Source organism: Streptomyces sp. NBC_00083, from assembly GCF_026343295.1.
Taxonomy (GTDB): Bacteria; Actinomycetota; Actinomycetes; order Streptomycetales; family Streptomycetaceae; genus Streptomyces.
The window spans coordinates 375006-390708 of sequence record NZ_JAPELY010000002.1; the positions used below are offsets into that span (position 1 = coordinate 375006).

Consider the following 15703-nt stretch of genomic DNA (forward strand, 5'->3'; position numbering starts at 1 on the left):
GGAGCCGACGGAACGGTCTGTTCCGCTCCGTGAAACCCGGATGCCCGGTGTCGTACCCGCATGCGACACTCGGCCGCATGCTGGGTGTGACCGATCTTCCGACCTATCTTGCCGGCGTGGCGCTGATCGTCCTGCTGCCGGGGCCGAACTCGCTGTACGTGCTGTCCGTCGCCGCGCGCCGCGGGGTGCGCACCGGGTACGCGGCCGCCGCCGGGGTCTTCACCGGTGACACGGTGCTGATGACGCTCTCCGCGCTCGGTGTGGCCTCGCTGCTCCAGACGACGCCGGTGCTGTTCGCCGTCGTCAAGTACGCGGGCGCGGGCTATCTGAGCTGGCTGGCGTTCGGGATGCTCCGGCAGGCGGTGGCGATGTGGCGCTCCCGGCACGACAAGGCGCAGGAGGGGCCGGTCGCGGCGCCCGACGCGGCGGGCGAGCGGCCCTACCGGCGGGCGCTGATGCTGAGCCTGTTCAACCCGAAGGCGATCCTCTTCATGATCTCCTTCTTCGTGCAGTTCGTGCGGCCCGACTACGCCTACCCGGCCCTGTCGTTCCTGCTGCTCGGCGCGCTGCTCCAGCTCGGCAGCTTCCTCTATCTGTCGACGCTGATATTCAGCGGCACCCGCCTCGCGGCCGCGTTCCGCCGCCGCAAGCGGCTCTCGGCGGGCGCGGCGTCCGCGGCGGGCGCGCTCTTCCTCGGCTTCGCGGTGAAGCTGTCGCTCAGCGGGGTGTGACCGGCTGCCGGGTGTCCGGCTGCCGGGTGTCCGGCCGTCGTGTGAGCGCCCCGCGCAGCAGCGGTGTCGCCCAGCGTTCCACGAAGCGGTGGAGCAGCCACGCCAGGAGCAGCATCGAGGCGATGGTGAGGCCGAAGGTGACCGGCGCGGGGATGCCGAACCCGCGGTGGAGTACGCCGACGACGACCCAGCCCAGGTGCTCGTGGACCAGGTAGAACGGGTAGGTCAGGGCCCCCGCCACGGTGAGCCAGCGCCAGTTCGCCCAGTGCAGGTGGCCCAACGCGATCGCGCCGACGAGCACGAAGCCCAGCGTGATGATGAGGATGATCACCGAGGCGTGCCGGTTGGAGAAGGCGGCCGCGCTGGGCTTGTGCCACAGGCCCGCGACCGCCCAGTGCTGGCCGATGGCCCAGCTGACGGCGACGATGCCCCACGCGGTCACGTCGCGCCGGTTGCGGTGGAGCAGGTACAGGCCCATGCCGCCGATGAAGAAGGACGCGTACTCGGGCATGAACACGGCGTCCAGGAACGGCTGTCGGGTCGTCGCGGTGAGCGCGGCGGCCAGGGTCCAGCCCGCGCAGAACAGCACGACGCGGCGCCGGGTCGCGCCGGGCAGCACCACGCAGACGGCGAACAGGGCGTAGAAGCGCAGCTCGGCCCAGAGCGTCCAGCAGACCCCGAGCACCCGGTGCGCGCCGACGGGCATCTGGAGCATGGTCAGGTTCACCACGAACTCGCTGGGCGTGACGGTCCGGTAGACCACCCAGGGCAGTGCGAACACCGCGGTGACGATGATCAGCGCCGCCCAGTACGCCGGGTAGAGCCGCGCGACGCGCGAGGCGAAGAACGCGCGCAGGGGGCGGCCCCAGCCGCTCATGCAGATGACGAAGCCGCTGATGACGAAGAAGATCTGCACCCCGAGGCAGCCGTAGGAGAACCATTCGTGGGTGGCGGGGAACAGCTTCTTCGGCGAGACGCCCCAGCCCCTGCTGATGTCGCCGGAGCGGCCGCCGTAGTGGTAGAGCGCGACCATCAGGGCGGCGACGAGCCGCAGTCCGTCGAGGGCACGGAGCCGGGAGACGGGGGCCGCGACCGGGGTGTGCCGGTCCGTCGGCCGGTGCGGCCCGCGGGCGGCGGTGGTGTCTGCCCGCGGCAGGGTGTTGGTCACGGCTCTCCTCTTGCCCGGCGTTCGGCCGCGGCCCGGTGGGCGGCGGCGTCGACAGAGTAGGACCGCCGGGAGCCGCAGAAGGGGCCGCCGCCGGGGAGTTCCCGCACCCGACGCGGCCCGTTCATCTGCCGCCGCGGCGCGTTTGCCCGCGCGTCGGTTTCACCGGGACCGGCCGCCCCCGGGCGCGGGTCGTCCGGCCGCGCGGGAGGGCTCAACTCCGCCCGGAACCAGCCGAGTCCGGCGTCATCAGAGATGGTCCGTGACCCCCAGCGCCGCGAGGTAGCCGTCGAGGCCCGTCGCGTCCTCGCCCGCCCAGCCGATGTACCCGTCGGGACGCACCAGGAACAGGCCGCGCCCGTACGCCTTGTACGCGCCCAGTTCGTGGACGTGGACCTGCGCGGACGCGAGCGCGGGGGCGGGGGTGCCGAAGGCGAGGAGGGTGAAGTGCGGGCCGCGCAGCAGGTCGAAGATCCTCCCGTCGGGCAGCGGGCCGTCCGGGGCGCGGTCGCCCGCCTCCAGGGCGCCCGCGCACCCGGTGGCGAGCGGGCCGCCGCGGTAGCCGAGGCCGAGCTGGCGGGTCTCCCCGCGGGCCTGGTTGTTCTCGGCGAGCATGCGGTAGCGGTGCAGCCGGGTGCTCATGCCGAGCACACCGGCCGCGATGGGCCGCCGCTCGTCCTCGTAGGTGTCGAGGAGTTCGTCGGGGGCGCCGTGGCGGAGCACCTGGGCGAGCTTCCAGCCGAGGTTGTAGGCGTCCTGGACGCTGGTGTTGAGACCCTGGCCGCCGGCCGGGGAGTGGATGTGCGCGGCGTCGCCCGCGAGGAGGACCCGGCCCGCGCGGTAGCGGGTGGCCAGCGCGGCGCGCGGCCGGAAGTCGGAGGCCCAGACGACCTCGGTGACCTGGCCGGCCGTGATCGGGGTGTGCGCGGTGAGGTGGCCGACGACGCCGGCGTCGCTGGTGTCGGGGGCCGCGTGCTCGTCGTCGAACCGGACGATCAGCTGGTAGAGGCCGGGCTCGCCGGGCAGCGGGCAGAGCACGGCGCCGCTGTCCGTCGGGGTGCGCCACACATGCCAGTTGAGGTCGTCGACGAGGACGTCGGGGGTGAGCAGGACGTCCGCGACGAGCATCGGCCTGGGGTCGATGCTCTCGCCCTCCATCGCGATGCCGACCGCCCGCCGGACCGCCGAGCGGCCGCCGTCGGCGGCGACGAGGTGGCGGGCGCGGACGGTGCGCCCGTCGGCGAAGGCGGCGGTGACGCCGTCGGCGTCCTGGACGAGCCCGGTCACCTCGGCGCCGAAGAGAACCTCGCCGCCGAGCGCGCGCAGATGGGCGTGGAGCACGTCCTGGAGGCGGGACTGGCCGATGAGCAGGGCGTTGGCGTAGGGCTCCTGCTCGGTGGGGGTCGCGCGCTCGATCATGTCCCACTCGCGTCCGCGCACGGCGCCGTCCGGGCCCTCCCAGCTGAGCATCCGGGGGTAGGCGCGGCCGGCGCGCAGGACGGCTTCGACGAGCCCGAGGTCGTCGAGGAGCTCCAGGGTGCGCGGCTGGACGCCCTTGCCGCGCGAGCCGGGGAAGAGGCGGTCGGACTTCTCGACGAGCAGGGCGGGGATGCCACGGCGGGCCAGGTCGATGGCGAGGACGAGGCCGGTGGGGCCCGCGCCGACCACGAGGACGTCGGTGGTGGCGTCGGGGCCGGGTTCCTTAACGACGTTAAGTTCCATGCCGGGAAGCGTGCACTTAACGGTGTTAAGTTGTCAAGGCGGGGGCGACGCTAGATTGGCGGGGTGGCTACGACGAAGATCGACCGGGCGCAGGTCGCCGACACCGCGCTGCGGCTCCTGAACGAGGTGGGCCTCGACGGCCTCACCCTGCGCGCGATCGCCAAGGAGCTGGGCGTCCAGGCGCCCGCGCTCTACTGGCACTTCAAGAACAAGCAGGCCCTGCTCGACGAGATGGCCACCGTCATGTACCGGCGGATGACCGCCGACGGTCCGCCCGGCGCCGACGCGCCCACCTGGCAGGAGCAGCTGCGCACCGTCAACCGCACCCTGCGCGCGATGCTGCTCAGCCACCGCGACGGCGCGAAGGTGTACGGCGGCGCCCGCTTCACCGGCACCGAGCACGCGGAGTCCCTGGAGGTCTACCTCGGCCGGATGCGTCAGGAGGGCTTCGAGCCGCGCGACGCGGTACGGGCCGGAACGCTGGTGTACGCCTACACGATGGGCTTCGTCGCGGAGGAACAGGGCAGCGCGCCCCGGCCGGACGACAAGGACGGCCCCGTCGACATCGCCGCCCGCGCCGAGCGCCTGGCCGCCTACCCCCTGGCCGCCGCGGCCGGCCCCGAGATCTTCGCCTCGTACGACGAACGCTTCGAGGAAGGCCTGACCGTCCTGGTGGCGGGCATCGAGGCCACGTACCGCCCCGGCGGGTAAGGCGAGCGCGGCCCGTTGTCAGTGGTGGCGGATAGCGTGCGCGCACCACGGACGGCGAGGAAACGGGGAGGGTCCACATGGAGTTCCGGATCGAGCGGGGCGCGCTGGCCGAGGCGGTCGCGTGGGCGGCCCGCTCCCTGCCCGCCCGGTCACCGGTCCCGGTCCTAGGCGGCCTGCTCCTGACGGCGGGAGAGGGCCGGCTCGCCCTGTCGGGGTTCGACTACGAGGCCTCCGCGTACATCGAGGTCGCGGCCGACACCGGACGCGCCGGCCAGGCACTGGTGCTGGGCCGCAGACTGCTCGACATCTGCAAGGTGCTGCCCGAGTCGACGCTGACCTGCGCGACGGAAGGCGCACGCTTCACGGTCGAGGGCGGCGGCACCCGCTTCGGCCTGTCCACCCTGCCGGTGGGGGAGTACCCGGCGCTGCCCGCACTCCCGGCGCCGCGCGGCACGGTGGACGCGGCACGGTTCGCCGAAGCGGTCGCCCAGGTGGCGATCGCCGCGGGCCGCGACGAGGCGCTGCCGGTGCTCACCGGCATTCAGCTCCGCCTCGACGGAGCGTCCATGACCCTGGCCGCCTCCGACCGCTACCGCTACGCCGTGCGCACCCTGCCCTGGCAGCCGGACACCGCGGACCCGCAGGCGGTCGAGGTGGTGGTGCCGGGCCGCCGCCTGACCGAGCTGGCACGCTCCCTCGCGAAGACGGGCACGGTACGCATCGGTCTCAACGGGCCGGCGGAGCATGGCGGTTCGGGCGCCGGCCTGATCGCCTTCGAGGGCGTCCGGATGCGCACCACCCTGCGGCTCCTCGACGGTCGCCTTCCGCGCTACGGCAAGCTGTTCGCGCTGGAGAACCCGGCCGTCGCGGTCACCGGGCGCGAGGCGCTCGCCGACGCGGTCCGCCGGGTCGCCGTCGTCGCCGAACCCAACAGCCCGGTGCGGCTCGACTTCCGTGCCGACGGCACGGTGCTCCTCCAGGCCGGCTACGAGGACGACGTCGCCTCGCAGCGCCTCCCCGCCACCCTGGCCGACGCCGACGAGCTGTCCGTGGCCTTCAACCCCGCGTATCTGCTGGACGCCCTGGCCTCCTTCCGCTCGCCCAGGGTCCGCTTCGAACTCCTGGGCGCCGGCCAGCGCAGCCTGCTCAGCGGCGCCCCGGACGCCGAGGCGGAGGAGGCCCCGGCGCCGCAGGACCACCGGCATCTGCTGATGTCCGTACGCCAGCTCAGCTGAGTCGGGGCGCCCACCCGGCCGCGGCCGGGACCGCCTCAGCGCCGGGCCGGAGTGCGGAGCAGGGGGTGGTTGCGGGTCAGGGCTCGGGCGCGGCGGGCGATTCTGCGGACCGTCGCGTTGCGCGGTACGAAGCCGAGCCGGGCCGGGACCGCGCCCGGCAGGCCGAGCACGGTCAGCCGGCGCCGCTTGAAGTAGCGCCAGGTGTGGGCGTCGAGCGACCCCGCGAGGTAGCGCTCGGCCGCGCCGCGCAGGTCCGGCCGCAGCTCGGGCTGCATCGCGTACCCGACCGCGCCGAGCAGCCCGGGAAGGTCGACGGACGGCGCGTCCGGGCCCGCTTCGAGGGGCGGGAGCAGGGCGTCCGCGATGGTCACCGGCACCCGGTTGCTGTTCTGGTAGGGCGCGAGCCGGTCCAAGAGCAGCTCGGTGCCGACCCGGGCGACCGGGAGGCCGTAGAACGCCGACGCCGTGAGCAGCGCCGTGGAGAAGCAGCCCACCACGAGCGCGGGGGAGAGCCGTTCGTACAGGACCTCGGCGAGCAACGGGCTGTCCAGGACCGTGAGGTGGACGCCGAGCGCCGTCGCCTCGCGCACCAGGGCCTCCGACCCGGCGGCCGGCGCCGAGGGGTGCGGCTTGAACACGAGGCGGCGGTGCCCGCGCGCCGCGGCGCCCCGCACCATCCGCAGATGCAGCTCCTCCTCCTGCTCCGGGGTGAGGATGGAGAGCGCGGACAGGTACTGGCCGAGCAGGAGCGCGATCGGTTCGCCGTCGCCGCCCACCTCCAACTCGGTCGCGGTGACGCCGAGTTCACTCACCACCTTGAGAAAGGCCGCCGTCGGCACCGGCTCGGACGGCACGCCGAACTCGCCGAGCAGCAGCGGCGCGAGCCCCGGCACCAGATCCAGATGGAGCACCCGGCGCGCCCGGCCGCCGATCAGCGGGTCGAGCTTGTTGCGCGTCGGGCCGTACGTCATCAGGCCGTCCGCGTACACCGTGATCGGCGCGTCCGGGAAGAGCTGGGCCACCGCCTGCGCCGGGTTCACCTGGATGGACTCCAGGGCGAGCTCGACACGGTCGTCGCCGAGCTCCCACAAGGTCCTCAACTGTCGCTCCCACAACGGCGCGTCGTCGGCGCGCGGGGACCATCCGGCGGGGTGGAAGGGGGCGATGGTGTCGTTCCAGGAGAGCACGCCGTCGAAGCGGCCCCGCAGCCGCTCGAACCCCGACAGCGCGTCGAGCGGCGCCGAAGTCTCCGGCGCGTAGGCGTTGTTGCTGAGCAGCAGCAGCCGCCGGCCGGCCGCCGGGAAGCAGCCGCTGTCGAGCGCGGCCGCCAGCGTGGCCACCCCGTACAGCGTGGACGCGGCGAAGATCTGTGTCGTGCGCGGACCCGGTGCCGTACCCATCAGGCGACCGCCCCCGCCGAGACCCCGGCCGGCCGGCGGCGCAGCCGGCGCAACCGGGCGGCGCGGCGGGAGTCCATGGAATTCAGCGCGTCCTTGAGGTGGTCCTGCGGCAGCCGCCGCAGGGCACCCGCGGTCAGCGACCGCAGTTTTCTGGCCACGGCGGGTTCGAACCTCTCGATGCTGCTCATGTGGTGGGAAATGATCGCGCAGTACGTCCGTACCGCTTTGGGGAGCAGCTCCGCGGCATCGCGGTCCTTCGCCGTTTCCTCGATGACCTGGTCGAAGGCGCGAATGAAGTCGAGCTGGCGCACATCGCCGATCTGGGTGAGCGAGGACGCGACACCGCGCCGGTAGAAGACGCCGAGCTGCCCGGTGACCGCGAACGACTCCGCCTCGCGGTGCAGCCGCCATATCCAGGGCCGGTCCTCGGCGGTGCGCAGCCCGTCGGTGAAGTGCAGCAGGCCGCGGTCGACGAGCCTGCGGTGGTACATCCCGGCCCAGGCGTACGCGTAGTCCACGGAGGTGGAGCGGGTGGCGGGCAGGATGGCGTCCCGCGGCGACATCACCTCGCCGCGCCTGCCGTGCGGTACGCGGTGCACCGTACGCTCCGTGCCGGTCACCTGGATGTGGTCGGTGCGTATGAAGTCGCAGCCCAACTCCTCCATGGAGGAGAGCAGTTGGGCGAAGTAGCCGGGTGCCACCCAGTCGTCGCCGTCCAGGTAGGCGAGATAGGTGCCGCGGGCCGCGTCGAGGCCCGTGTTGCGTGCCGTCGCGAGGCCGCCGTTGCGGGCGTGCCGCAGCAGCACCGCCCCCGGCAGCTCGCGCTCGGCGCGTTCGAGCAGCTCGACCGTGCCGTCCGACGAGCAGTCGTCGACGAGCAGGAACTCGAAGTCGTCACGGGTGTTCGCGCGCAGACTTCGCAGGGTGTCGGGTGCGTAGGAGCGCACGTTGTAGAACGGCACGATGACGGAGAGCTTGACCACGGCGGTGACGCTAGGGGCGCCGCGCGTCCTGCGTCCTGTCCGGCGCCCGGATGCCGGGTGAACGAAGAAAGGCGGGACCGTTAACCGGCCCGTGCGATCACCCCGGGCGCCGGGCGTAGTCACGCTGTTAACCCGTTGTTGCAGCCGAGTTGGGCCGCGAATCCGCCCGGCTTCCTAGTTTCTACGGCGTGCCATCACGTACCGACTCACGGCTGCGGATCGCGGTTCTCGCGGATTCGGACACCCGGTGGAAATGGGGCGCGCTCACCGCGCGCCGTCTCGCCGACGAGGTGCCCGGAACCGACACCGCCGTGCCCCGGCCCACCACCCCCGACCTGGACGGCTTCCTGCTCCGCGGCCGCGCCACCCCCACCTCGCGTCAGCTCGACGAGGTCGGGGCGAGCGCCGACAGCCTGCGCGAAGTGACGATGGCTCAATTCCTGGACCGGGCAAGTGGGTTGGGAGACGGCGGGCAGGTCGGGGAGGCGTACGACGTGATCGTGCTCGCGCTCGTCGGCGGCGCCGCCCAGGCGGCGCTGCACGGGCTCGCCGCCCGGTGGCGGGGCCGCGCACGGCGGCCCGTCGTCGTCACCGGCTACGTCGGCGTCGTCTACGAGAAGCTCGCCGACGGCCTGCTGCTGCGCCACGGCGCGGACATCGTGCTCGCCAACTCCCGCCACGACGCGGACCGCTTCCGCGCGGTCTACGAGGGCGTGGGCGCCGGCGCCGGCGCGGTCACCGAGGCCGCGCTACCCTTCCTCGGCGGCGCTCCCTACCGGCCCGAGCCGGGACGCGACACGGTCGTCTTCGCCGCCCAGCCCTCCGTGCCGGAGAGCCGAGCCGACCGGCAGTACCTGCTGCGCCGCCTGGTCGAGCACGCCCGCCGCCACCCCGGACGCGAGGTGGTCCTCAAGCTCCGCTCCAAGCCGGGCGAGCACACCACCCACATCGAGGAACACCCCTACCAGCGACTCGTCAAAGGCATGGACGTGCCGCCCAACTTCCGTCTCGCGTACGGAAACATGGGCGACCTCCTGGACCGCGCCGACCTCCTGGTGACGGTCTCCTCGACCGCCGCGCTCGAATCCCTGCACCGCTCGGTACCGACCGCCGTCCTGACCGACCTCGGGGTGCGCGAGCCCCTCGGCAACCACCACTTCCTCGGCTCCGGCTGCCTCACCTCCTGGGACCGGCTGGACGCCGGGGACCGGCCGGCGCCCGACGCCGGCTGGCTCGCCGACCAGGGCGTGGCTCCCGGCGCGGCCTACCGGCGCGCCTTCGACCGGGCACGCGGGCGCCTCGGCGCGCTGCTGGCACAGGAGGGTCTGCCGCCGATCGCGCCGTACTACACCGCCACCACCGCACCCGGCTATCTGCCGGGCCTTCTCGCCCGGCACCACCTCGCCCCCGACGGCACCCCGCTGCCGGGCGCGGCCCCCGCGCACGAACCGAGCGGGCTGCGCCGGCTGATCAGGGACGCCGTGCGCGACACGGCGCGCGGCGCCTACCGCCACGGCGTACAGCGGGTCGCGCCCGTGATCCGCCGGATGGGAGAACTGTGATGAGCACAGCGACCGCCGCCCCCGCCCGAAGGGTCCTCGCCGTGATCCCCGCGCGCGGCGGCTCCAAGGGCGTGCCCGGCAAGAACCTCGCGCCCGTCGCCGGAGTCCCGCTCGTCGTACGGGCCGTGCTCGCCTGCCGCGCCGCGCGTCACGTCACCGACGTCGCCGTCTCCACCGACGACCCCGCGATCGCCGCCGCGGCCCGTGCGGCCGGCGCCGACGTGGTGGTCCGCCCGGCCGCCATCGCGGGCGACACCGCCTCCAGCGAAGCCGCCGTGCTGCACGCCCTCGACGCCTACCCCGGCACCGCCACCGTGCTGCTCGTGCAGTGCACCAGCCCCTTCCTCACCCGCGAGGACGTCGAGGGCGTGGCGGGCGCGGTCGTCGAGGACGGCGCCGACACCGCCGTCACCGTCGCCCCCTTCCATGGCTTCCTGTGGCGCGAGTCCCTCGAGGACGGGGCCCCCTGCGGCCAGGGCATGGGCCACGACAAGACGGTCCGGCCGCGCCGCCAGGACCGCCCCCAGGACTTCCTGGAGACGGGCGCCGCCTACGCCATGGACGCGGCCGGGTTCCGCATCCACCGCCACCGTTTCTTCGGCCGCACCGCGCTGGTACGCACCGACCCGGCCCGGGTCCTGGAGATCGACGAGCCGCACGACCTGGCACGGGCCCGCGCGCTCGCCCCCCTCGTCGACCGCGCCGCCGCCCCCACCCTCGACGACGTCGACGCGGTCGTCCTCGACTTCGACGGCACCCAGACCGACGACAAGGTGCTCATCGACGCCGAGGGACGCGAACTCGTCGCCGTGCACCGGGGCGACGGCCTCGGCATCGCCGCCCTGCGCCGCGCCGGACTGAAGCTGCTCATCCTCTCCACCGAGCAGAACCCCGTCGTCGCCGCCCGCGCCCGCAAGCTCAGGATCCCCGTCCTGCACGGCATCGACCGCAAGGACCTCGCCCTCAAGCAGTGGTGCGAGGACGAGCACGTCGACCCGCAACGCGTGCTCTACGCCGGCAACGACGTCAACGACCTGCCCTGCTTCGCGCTCGCCGGCTGGCCCGTCGCCGTCGCGAGCGCCCACGACTCGGTGCGCGCCGCCGCGCGCGCCGTCACCGCCGCCCCCGGCGGCGAGGGAGCGATCCGCGAGATCGCCGCCTGGCTCCTCGGACCCGAGCTCGACCGCACCCCGTCACCCCGGCCCGACCCCCAGCCCCACCACACCCCCGCACAGTCCCCCACCACACCCCAGCACAGCTAAGGAACCCTCCTCATGAGCAACCGTCTGCGCACCCTCGGCAGCCGCACCGCAGGTCCGGGCCACCCCGTGTACGTCACCGGCGAGATCGGCATCAACCACAACGGCGACCTCGACACCGCGCTCGCCCTCATCGACGTCGCCGCCGACGCCGGCTGCGACGCGGTCAAGTTCCAGAAGCGCACCCCCGAGATCTGCACCCCGCGCGACCAGTGGGACATCGAGCGGGACACGCCGTGGGGGCGGATGACGTACATCGACTACCGCCACCGGGTGGAGTTCGGCGAGGACGAGTACCGCGCCATCGACGCGCACTGCGCCCGGCGCGGCATCGACTGGTTCGCCTCCCCGTGGGACACCGAGGCCGTCGCCTTCCTGGAGAAGTTCGACGTGCCGGCCCACAAGGTGGCCTCCGCCTCCCTCACCGACGACGAGCTCCTGCGCGCCCTGCGCGCCACCGGCCGCACCGTCGTCCTCTCCACCGGCATGTCCACGCCGCAGCAGATCCGCCACGCCGTCGAGGTGCTCGGCAGCGCCAACATCCTTCTCTGCCACGCCACTTCGACGTACCCGGCGAAGGCCGAGGAGCTCAACCTGCGCGTGATCAACAGCCTGATGGCCGAGTACCCGAACGTGCCCATCGGCTACAGCGGCCACGAGACGGGCCTGCAGACCACGCTCGCCGCCGTCGCGCTCGGCGCCGCCTTCGTCGAGCGCCACATCACCCTGGACCGCGCGATGTGGGGCTCCGACCAGGCCGCGTCCGTCGAGCCCGGCGGCCTGACCCGCCTGGTCCGTGACATCCGCACCATCGAGGCGGCGCTCGGCGACGGCGTCAAGAAGGTCTACGACTCCGAGCTCGCCCCCATGAAGAAGCTGCGCCGCGTCCCCGGTGTCGTCGCCCAGCCGGACGGCGACACCAACGCCGACCAGGCCGGCGCCGCCACCGGGGACCGCGCTCCGGCCGCGGTCTGAGGGGGCGTACCCGCCGTGCCTCGGGAGACCACCGACACCGTCGCCTTCGTGGAGAGCCCGGTCCAGCTCCTCAACGTCCTGGAGTGGGCCCACGCGCCCGGCCCGCTGCTCGACGGCGTGCCCGCACAGCAGCGCTCCGTCGCGCCGGACCTGGCGGGCCTAACCGTCGTGGTGCTCTCGCCGACCGACCCCATGTCGCGCGGCCAGCTGCGCCGGATGGCGGAGCTGGCCCGCGACGCGGGCGCGAAGGTGCGGTGGGAGGAGGCCAGGGGCGGGCCCACCGCCCCGCTGCACACCGTGGCCGGGCTCACCCCGATGCTGCGGCGCGCGGAGCGGATCGTCATGGGCGACCCGTTCTCGCGCTACGTACAGCTGCTCCTGACCGTCTCCCGCGCCCGCGACCTGGTGGTCGTCGACGACGGGACCGCCACCATGGAGTTCGTCTCCCAACTCGCCCGCGGCGAGCGCCTGGTGCGCTGGCACCGGCGCGGCAGCAGGGCCGGTGCGCGCGAGCTGCTGTTCGCGCCGGTCTCCGCCGCCGCCCGGCGCCGGCTCACCCCCGCGCGGCGCCGCGCCGTCGAAGTGTTCAGCGCGATGCCGATAGAGGCGCCCGAGGGCGTCACGGTCACGCCCAACACCTTCGGCTGGACCCGGGCGCACTTCGGCCCGCCGCGGCTGACCAAGGGCGCCGACCTGGTGGGGACGTCGCTGGTGGAGACCGGTGTCGTCGACCCCGAGAGCTATCTCGACGCGGTCGGCCAGCTGGCCCGCGCGCACGGGGTGACCCGCTACTTCGCGCACCGCCGCGAATCCGCCGACAAGCTGCACGCCCTGCACGCCAGGACCGGGCTCGAAGTGGTCAGGCCCGACCTGCCGCTCGAACTCATCGCACGCCGGGGGCCCATCGGCCGGACGGTCCTGAGCTTCCCCTCCACCGTCGTCCACACCCTGCCGCTCGCGCTCGCCGGCACCGGCGTGACCGTCGTGGTCTGCGACATAGACCCGCGCTGGCTCACGGAACGCGCCTCGCCCCGGGCCCAGGGCTTCCTCGACGGGGTGACGGGAACCGCCCGCAAGGCCCACGGGCTCGCGACGGTGGCGGCCTGAGCCCTCCTGCGGGGGGAACGCCCGTTCCCGGCATCGGGCAGAAGGACGAAATACCTTACCCAGCCGAAGCGATCGACATGCGCCATGCGACCGGCTTTCTTTCCCCTATGCGGCTGAACTTTTGTTGATCGCGAGCGAGTTGAGCCTCGAAAAGGCCTACCCTCAACGAGTGAACCAGTTGATGTCCCGTGAGTCCGAAGCCGATCTGCCCGGCGAAGCACCGCTGCCCGGCGAGCTGAGCGAGGCCCTGTGTGCCGAACTCATCGCCTTCCGGCGGGACTTGCACATGCACCCCGAGCTGGGCAACCAGGAGTTCAGGACCACCGCCGCGATCAGAGCCCGCCTCGAAGCGGCCGGCCTCGAACCCCGCGTCCTGCCGGGCGGCACCGGGCTCATCTGCGACATCGGCACACCGCCCGCGCGCACCCAGGCCCAGAGCGGCGGGGCGCGCCCCATGCTCGCCATCCGCGCGGACATCGACGCCCTGCCCATCCCCGACGCGAAGGCCGGCGTCCCCTACCGCTCCACGGTCCCGGACCGCGCCCACGCCTGCGGCCACGACGTGCACACCACCACCGTCCTCGGCACCGGCCTGGTCCTGGCGGAGCTGCACCGCGAGGGCCTGCTGCCCGCGCCGGTGCGGCTGCTGTTCCAGCCCGCCGAGGAGGTGCTGCCCGGCGGCGCCGCCGACGCCATCGTGGCCGGGGTGCTGGACGGGGTGGGCCGGATCATCGCCGTGCACTGCGACCCGCGGGTGGACGCCGGCCGGATCGGGCTGCGGCCCGGCCCCATCACCTCGGCCTGCGACCGCCTGGAGGTCTTCCTCGACGGGCCGGGCGGCCACACCGCGCGCCCCCACCTCACCACCGACCTGGTGACCGCGGTCGCGCGCGTCGCCGCCGATGTGCCCGCGCTGCTCGCCCGCCGGATCGACGCCCGCGCCGGGCTCGCCCTCACCTGGGGCCGCATCGAGTCGGGCCACGCCTGCAACGTGATCCCGATGCACGCCGAGCTGGCCGGTACGGTGCGCTGCCTCGACCTGTCGGCGTGGCGCGACGCGCCCGACCTCGTACACGCCGCGATCGACGAGGTGGCCACCCTGCACGGGGCCAAATCGGAGATCAACTACGTGCGGGGGGTGCCCCCGGTCGTCAACGATCCGGTCGTGACCGAGCTGCTGCGCGACGCGATGTCGGCCCGCCGGGGTGCCTTCTCGGTCGAGGACACGGAACAGTCGCTGGGTGGCGAGGACTTTTCGTGGTACCTGGAGCACGTACCAGGGGCGATGGCCCGCCTCGGGGTCCGTACGCCGGGCTCCCATGCCCGGCTTGACCTCCATCGGGGTGATTTCGACGCGGACGAGGCCGCCATCAAGGTGGGAGTGGAGCTCTTCACCGCCGCTGCGCTCCTCGATGGCAACCGCTCGTAACCGGACACTTCATCCCCTGTTCGCGGCGATTCGATAACGGCTTCCGAACAGGGCTTTACGCGACATCTACGCGCGTTACGATCCGACGCGAAACCAGCGCCGGTAGGGGCGCCTCGGTTCAGGTTTGAAGGGACCTCCTCTTGCGCCGGGTATCCAAGATCGCTGCGGCAGGTATCGCCACCGCCGCGCTCGCGCTTTCCGCCACCGCCTGTGGCTCCACGTCCACCCAGAAGGACTCGGGCACCTCTTCGTCGTCCTCCGCGGGCGGCAAGGGCGTCAAGATCGGTGTCGCGTACGACGTCGGTGGCCGCGGTGACCACTCGTTCAACGACTCCGCCGCGCGCGGCATCGACAAGGCCAAGGCCGAGTTCGGCGGTGACGTCAAGGAGCTGACCGCCAAGACCACCGACACCGAGGCCGACCGCGAGCAGCGGCTGACCGACCTCGCGGGCGCGGGGTACAACCCGGTCATCGGCATCGGCTACGCGTACGCGAACTCGATGAAGAAGGTCGCGGTCAAGTACCCGAACGTCACCTTCGGCATCGTCGACTCCGTCGTCGAGGGCCCGAAGAACATCGACAACATCGTCTTCACCGAGGAGCAGGGCTCCTACCTCGCGGGTGTCGCCGCGGCGCTGAAGACCAAGACCAACCACGTCGGCTTCATCGGCGGCGTCGACGTCCCCCTCATCAAGAAGTTCGAGGCGGGCTTCAACCAGGGCGTCAAGGACACCAAGCCCGACGTCAAGGTCGACAACCAGTACCTGTCGCACGGCTCGGACACGTCCGGCTTCGCCAGCCCCGACAAGGGCAAGGAAGCCGCGCAGGGCATGCTCGACAACGGCGCCGACGTGATCTACACCGCGGCCGGCTCCTCCGGCACCGGCGCGATCGAGGCCGTCGCGGGCAAGAAGGGCGCCTGGGCGATCGGTGTCGACTCCGACCAGTACCAGCAGGCCTCGCTCTCCAAGTACAAGAACTCGATCCTGACCTCGGTCGTGAAGAACGTCGACATCGGCGTCTACGACCTGATCAAGTCGATCAAGGACGGCAAGCCGCTGGTCGGCACCAACAGCTACCCGCTGGCCAAGGGCGGCGTTTCGCTCGCCACCAGCGGTGGCTTCATCGACGACCTGAAGTCGCAGCTCGACGCGGCCCAGAAGAAGATCGTCGACGGCACCATCAAGGTCAAGACGACCCCGTGACCCACGGCGGTCGCTGACCGCCCCCGTCGCGAACCGGCCCGGTGAGCAGGGACCGCCCTGCCTCACCGGGCCGTAACGAAGTGTCAACTCTACGCGCGTAGGCCGGAGTTGGCGCGCCGTGAGTGTGCTGAACTACTACGCCGGAGGCCCGGCGTGGCACATCAGTACGCTTCCCGGCTTCCCCGGAAGCTCCCCGCCCCCCTGCTCCTGCCCACGAGG

Annotated in this window: 13 protein-coding genes; 9 read left to right on the top strand and 4 right to left on the bottom strand. The window is 72.9% G+C overall.

Features of this window, described 5'->3' with window-relative positions:
• Nucleotides 1-77 precede the first annotated feature (77 nt).
• Entirely contained in the window at nt 78-731 is a 654-nt protein-coding gene (gene leuE, locus OOJ98_RS18170) for a leucine efflux protein LeuE (RefSeq protein WP_267055942.1), read from the top strand.
• On the opposite strand, the gene OOJ98_RS18175 is transcribed toward leuE, so the two are convergent.
• Nucleotides 718-1899, bottom strand: coding sequence for an acyltransferase (locus OOJ98_RS18175; RefSeq protein WP_267055943.1), 1182 nt, complete (start codon nt 1897-1899; stop codon nt 718-720). The genes leuE and OOJ98_RS18175 overlap by 14 nt on opposite strands.
• A 246-nt stretch (nt 1900-2145) precedes the next feature.
• Nucleotides 2146-3618 carry an FAD-dependent monooxygenase gene (locus tag OOJ98_RS18180; RefSeq protein WP_267055944.1) on the bottom strand — a complete coding sequence of 491 codons (1473 nt, stop codon included), beginning with the start codon at nt 3616-3618 and terminating at the stop codon, nt 2146-2148.
• 63 nt (nt 3619-3681) lie between these two features.
• Here OOJ98_RS18180 and OOJ98_RS18185 point away from each other — a divergent pair, with 63 nt between their 5' ends.
• Both OOJ98_RS18185 and dnaN read left to right on the top strand, forming a co-directional pair.
• Nucleotides 3682-4329: a TetR/AcrR family transcriptional regulator C-terminal domain-containing protein gene (locus tag OOJ98_RS18185; RefSeq protein ID WP_267055945.1), complete on the top strand. Its 648-nt coding sequence runs from the start codon at nt 3682-3684 to the stop codon at nt 4327-4329.
• A 77-nt stretch (nt 4330-4406) separates the two neighbouring features.
• Nucleotides 4407-5564, top strand: a complete 1158-nt coding sequence (gene dnaN / locus OOJ98_RS18190; protein WP_267055946.1) for a DNA polymerase III subunit beta — start codon at nt 4407-4409, stop codon at nt 5562-5564.
• Between the two features lie 35 nt (nt 5565-5599).
• Here the strand turns inward: dnaN and OOJ98_RS18195 are convergent, their stop codons facing one another.
• Both OOJ98_RS18195 and OOJ98_RS18200 read right to left on the bottom strand, forming a co-directional pair.
• The gene (locus OOJ98_RS18195; protein WP_267055947.1) at nt 5600-6964 is read right to left on the bottom strand and encodes an alpha-2,8-polysialyltransferase family protein; all 1365 of its coding nucleotides are present in this window, start codon (nt 6962-6964) and stop codon (nt 5600-5602) included.
• The gene (locus OOJ98_RS18200) at nt 6964-7947 is read right to left on the bottom strand and encodes a glycosyltransferase family 2 protein (RefSeq protein WP_267055948.1); all 984 of its coding nucleotides are present in this window, start codon (nt 7945-7947) and stop codon (nt 6964-6966) included. The genes OOJ98_RS18195 and OOJ98_RS18200 overlap by 1 nt, the downstream gene beginning before the upstream one ends.
• 188 nt (nt 7948-8135) lie before the next feature.
• On the opposite strand from OOJ98_RS18200, the gene OOJ98_RS18205 reads away from it, so the two are divergent.
• The 6 genes from OOJ98_RS18205 to OOJ98_RS18230 all read left to right on the top strand — a co-directional run bounded on the left by OOJ98_RS18205 (nt 8136) and on the right by OOJ98_RS18230 (nt 15484).
• Entirely contained in the window at nt 8136-9509 is a 1374-nt protein-coding gene (locus OOJ98_RS18205; protein ID WP_267055949.1) for a DUF6716 putative glycosyltransferase, read from the top strand.
• Entirely contained in the window at nt 9509-10771 is a 1263-nt protein-coding gene (locus tag OOJ98_RS18210; protein WP_267055950.1) for an acylneuraminate cytidylyltransferase, read from the top strand. The genes OOJ98_RS18205 and OOJ98_RS18210 overlap by 1 nt, the downstream gene beginning before the upstream one ends.
• A gap of 12 nt (nt 10772-10783) precedes the next feature.
• Nucleotides 10784-11743 carry an N-acetylneuraminate synthase family protein gene (locus tag OOJ98_RS18215; protein ID WP_267055951.1) on the top strand — a complete coding sequence of 320 codons (960 nt, stop codon included), beginning with the start codon at nt 10784-10786 and terminating at the stop codon, nt 11741-11743.
• Nucleotides 11744-11758: 15 nt separating this feature from the next.
• Nucleotides 11759-12850 (top strand): hypothetical protein, encoded by a 1092-nt coding sequence (locus OOJ98_RS18220; protein ID WP_267055952.1) that lies wholly within the window; start codon nt 11759-11761, stop codon nt 12848-12850.
• Between the two features lie 181 nt (nt 12851-13031).
• Complete coding sequence (locus OOJ98_RS18225; RefSeq protein WP_267057013.1) at nt 13032-14279, top strand: amidohydrolase; 1248 nt, start codon at nt 13032-13034, stop codon at nt 14277-14279.
• Nucleotides 14280-14419: 140 nt separating this feature from the next.
• The gene (locus OOJ98_RS18230; protein WP_267055953.1) at nt 14420-15484 is read left to right on the top strand and encodes a BMP family protein; all 1065 of its coding nucleotides are present in this window, start codon (nt 14420-14422) and stop codon (nt 15482-15484) included.
• Nucleotides 15485-15703: the final 219 nt, after the last annotated feature.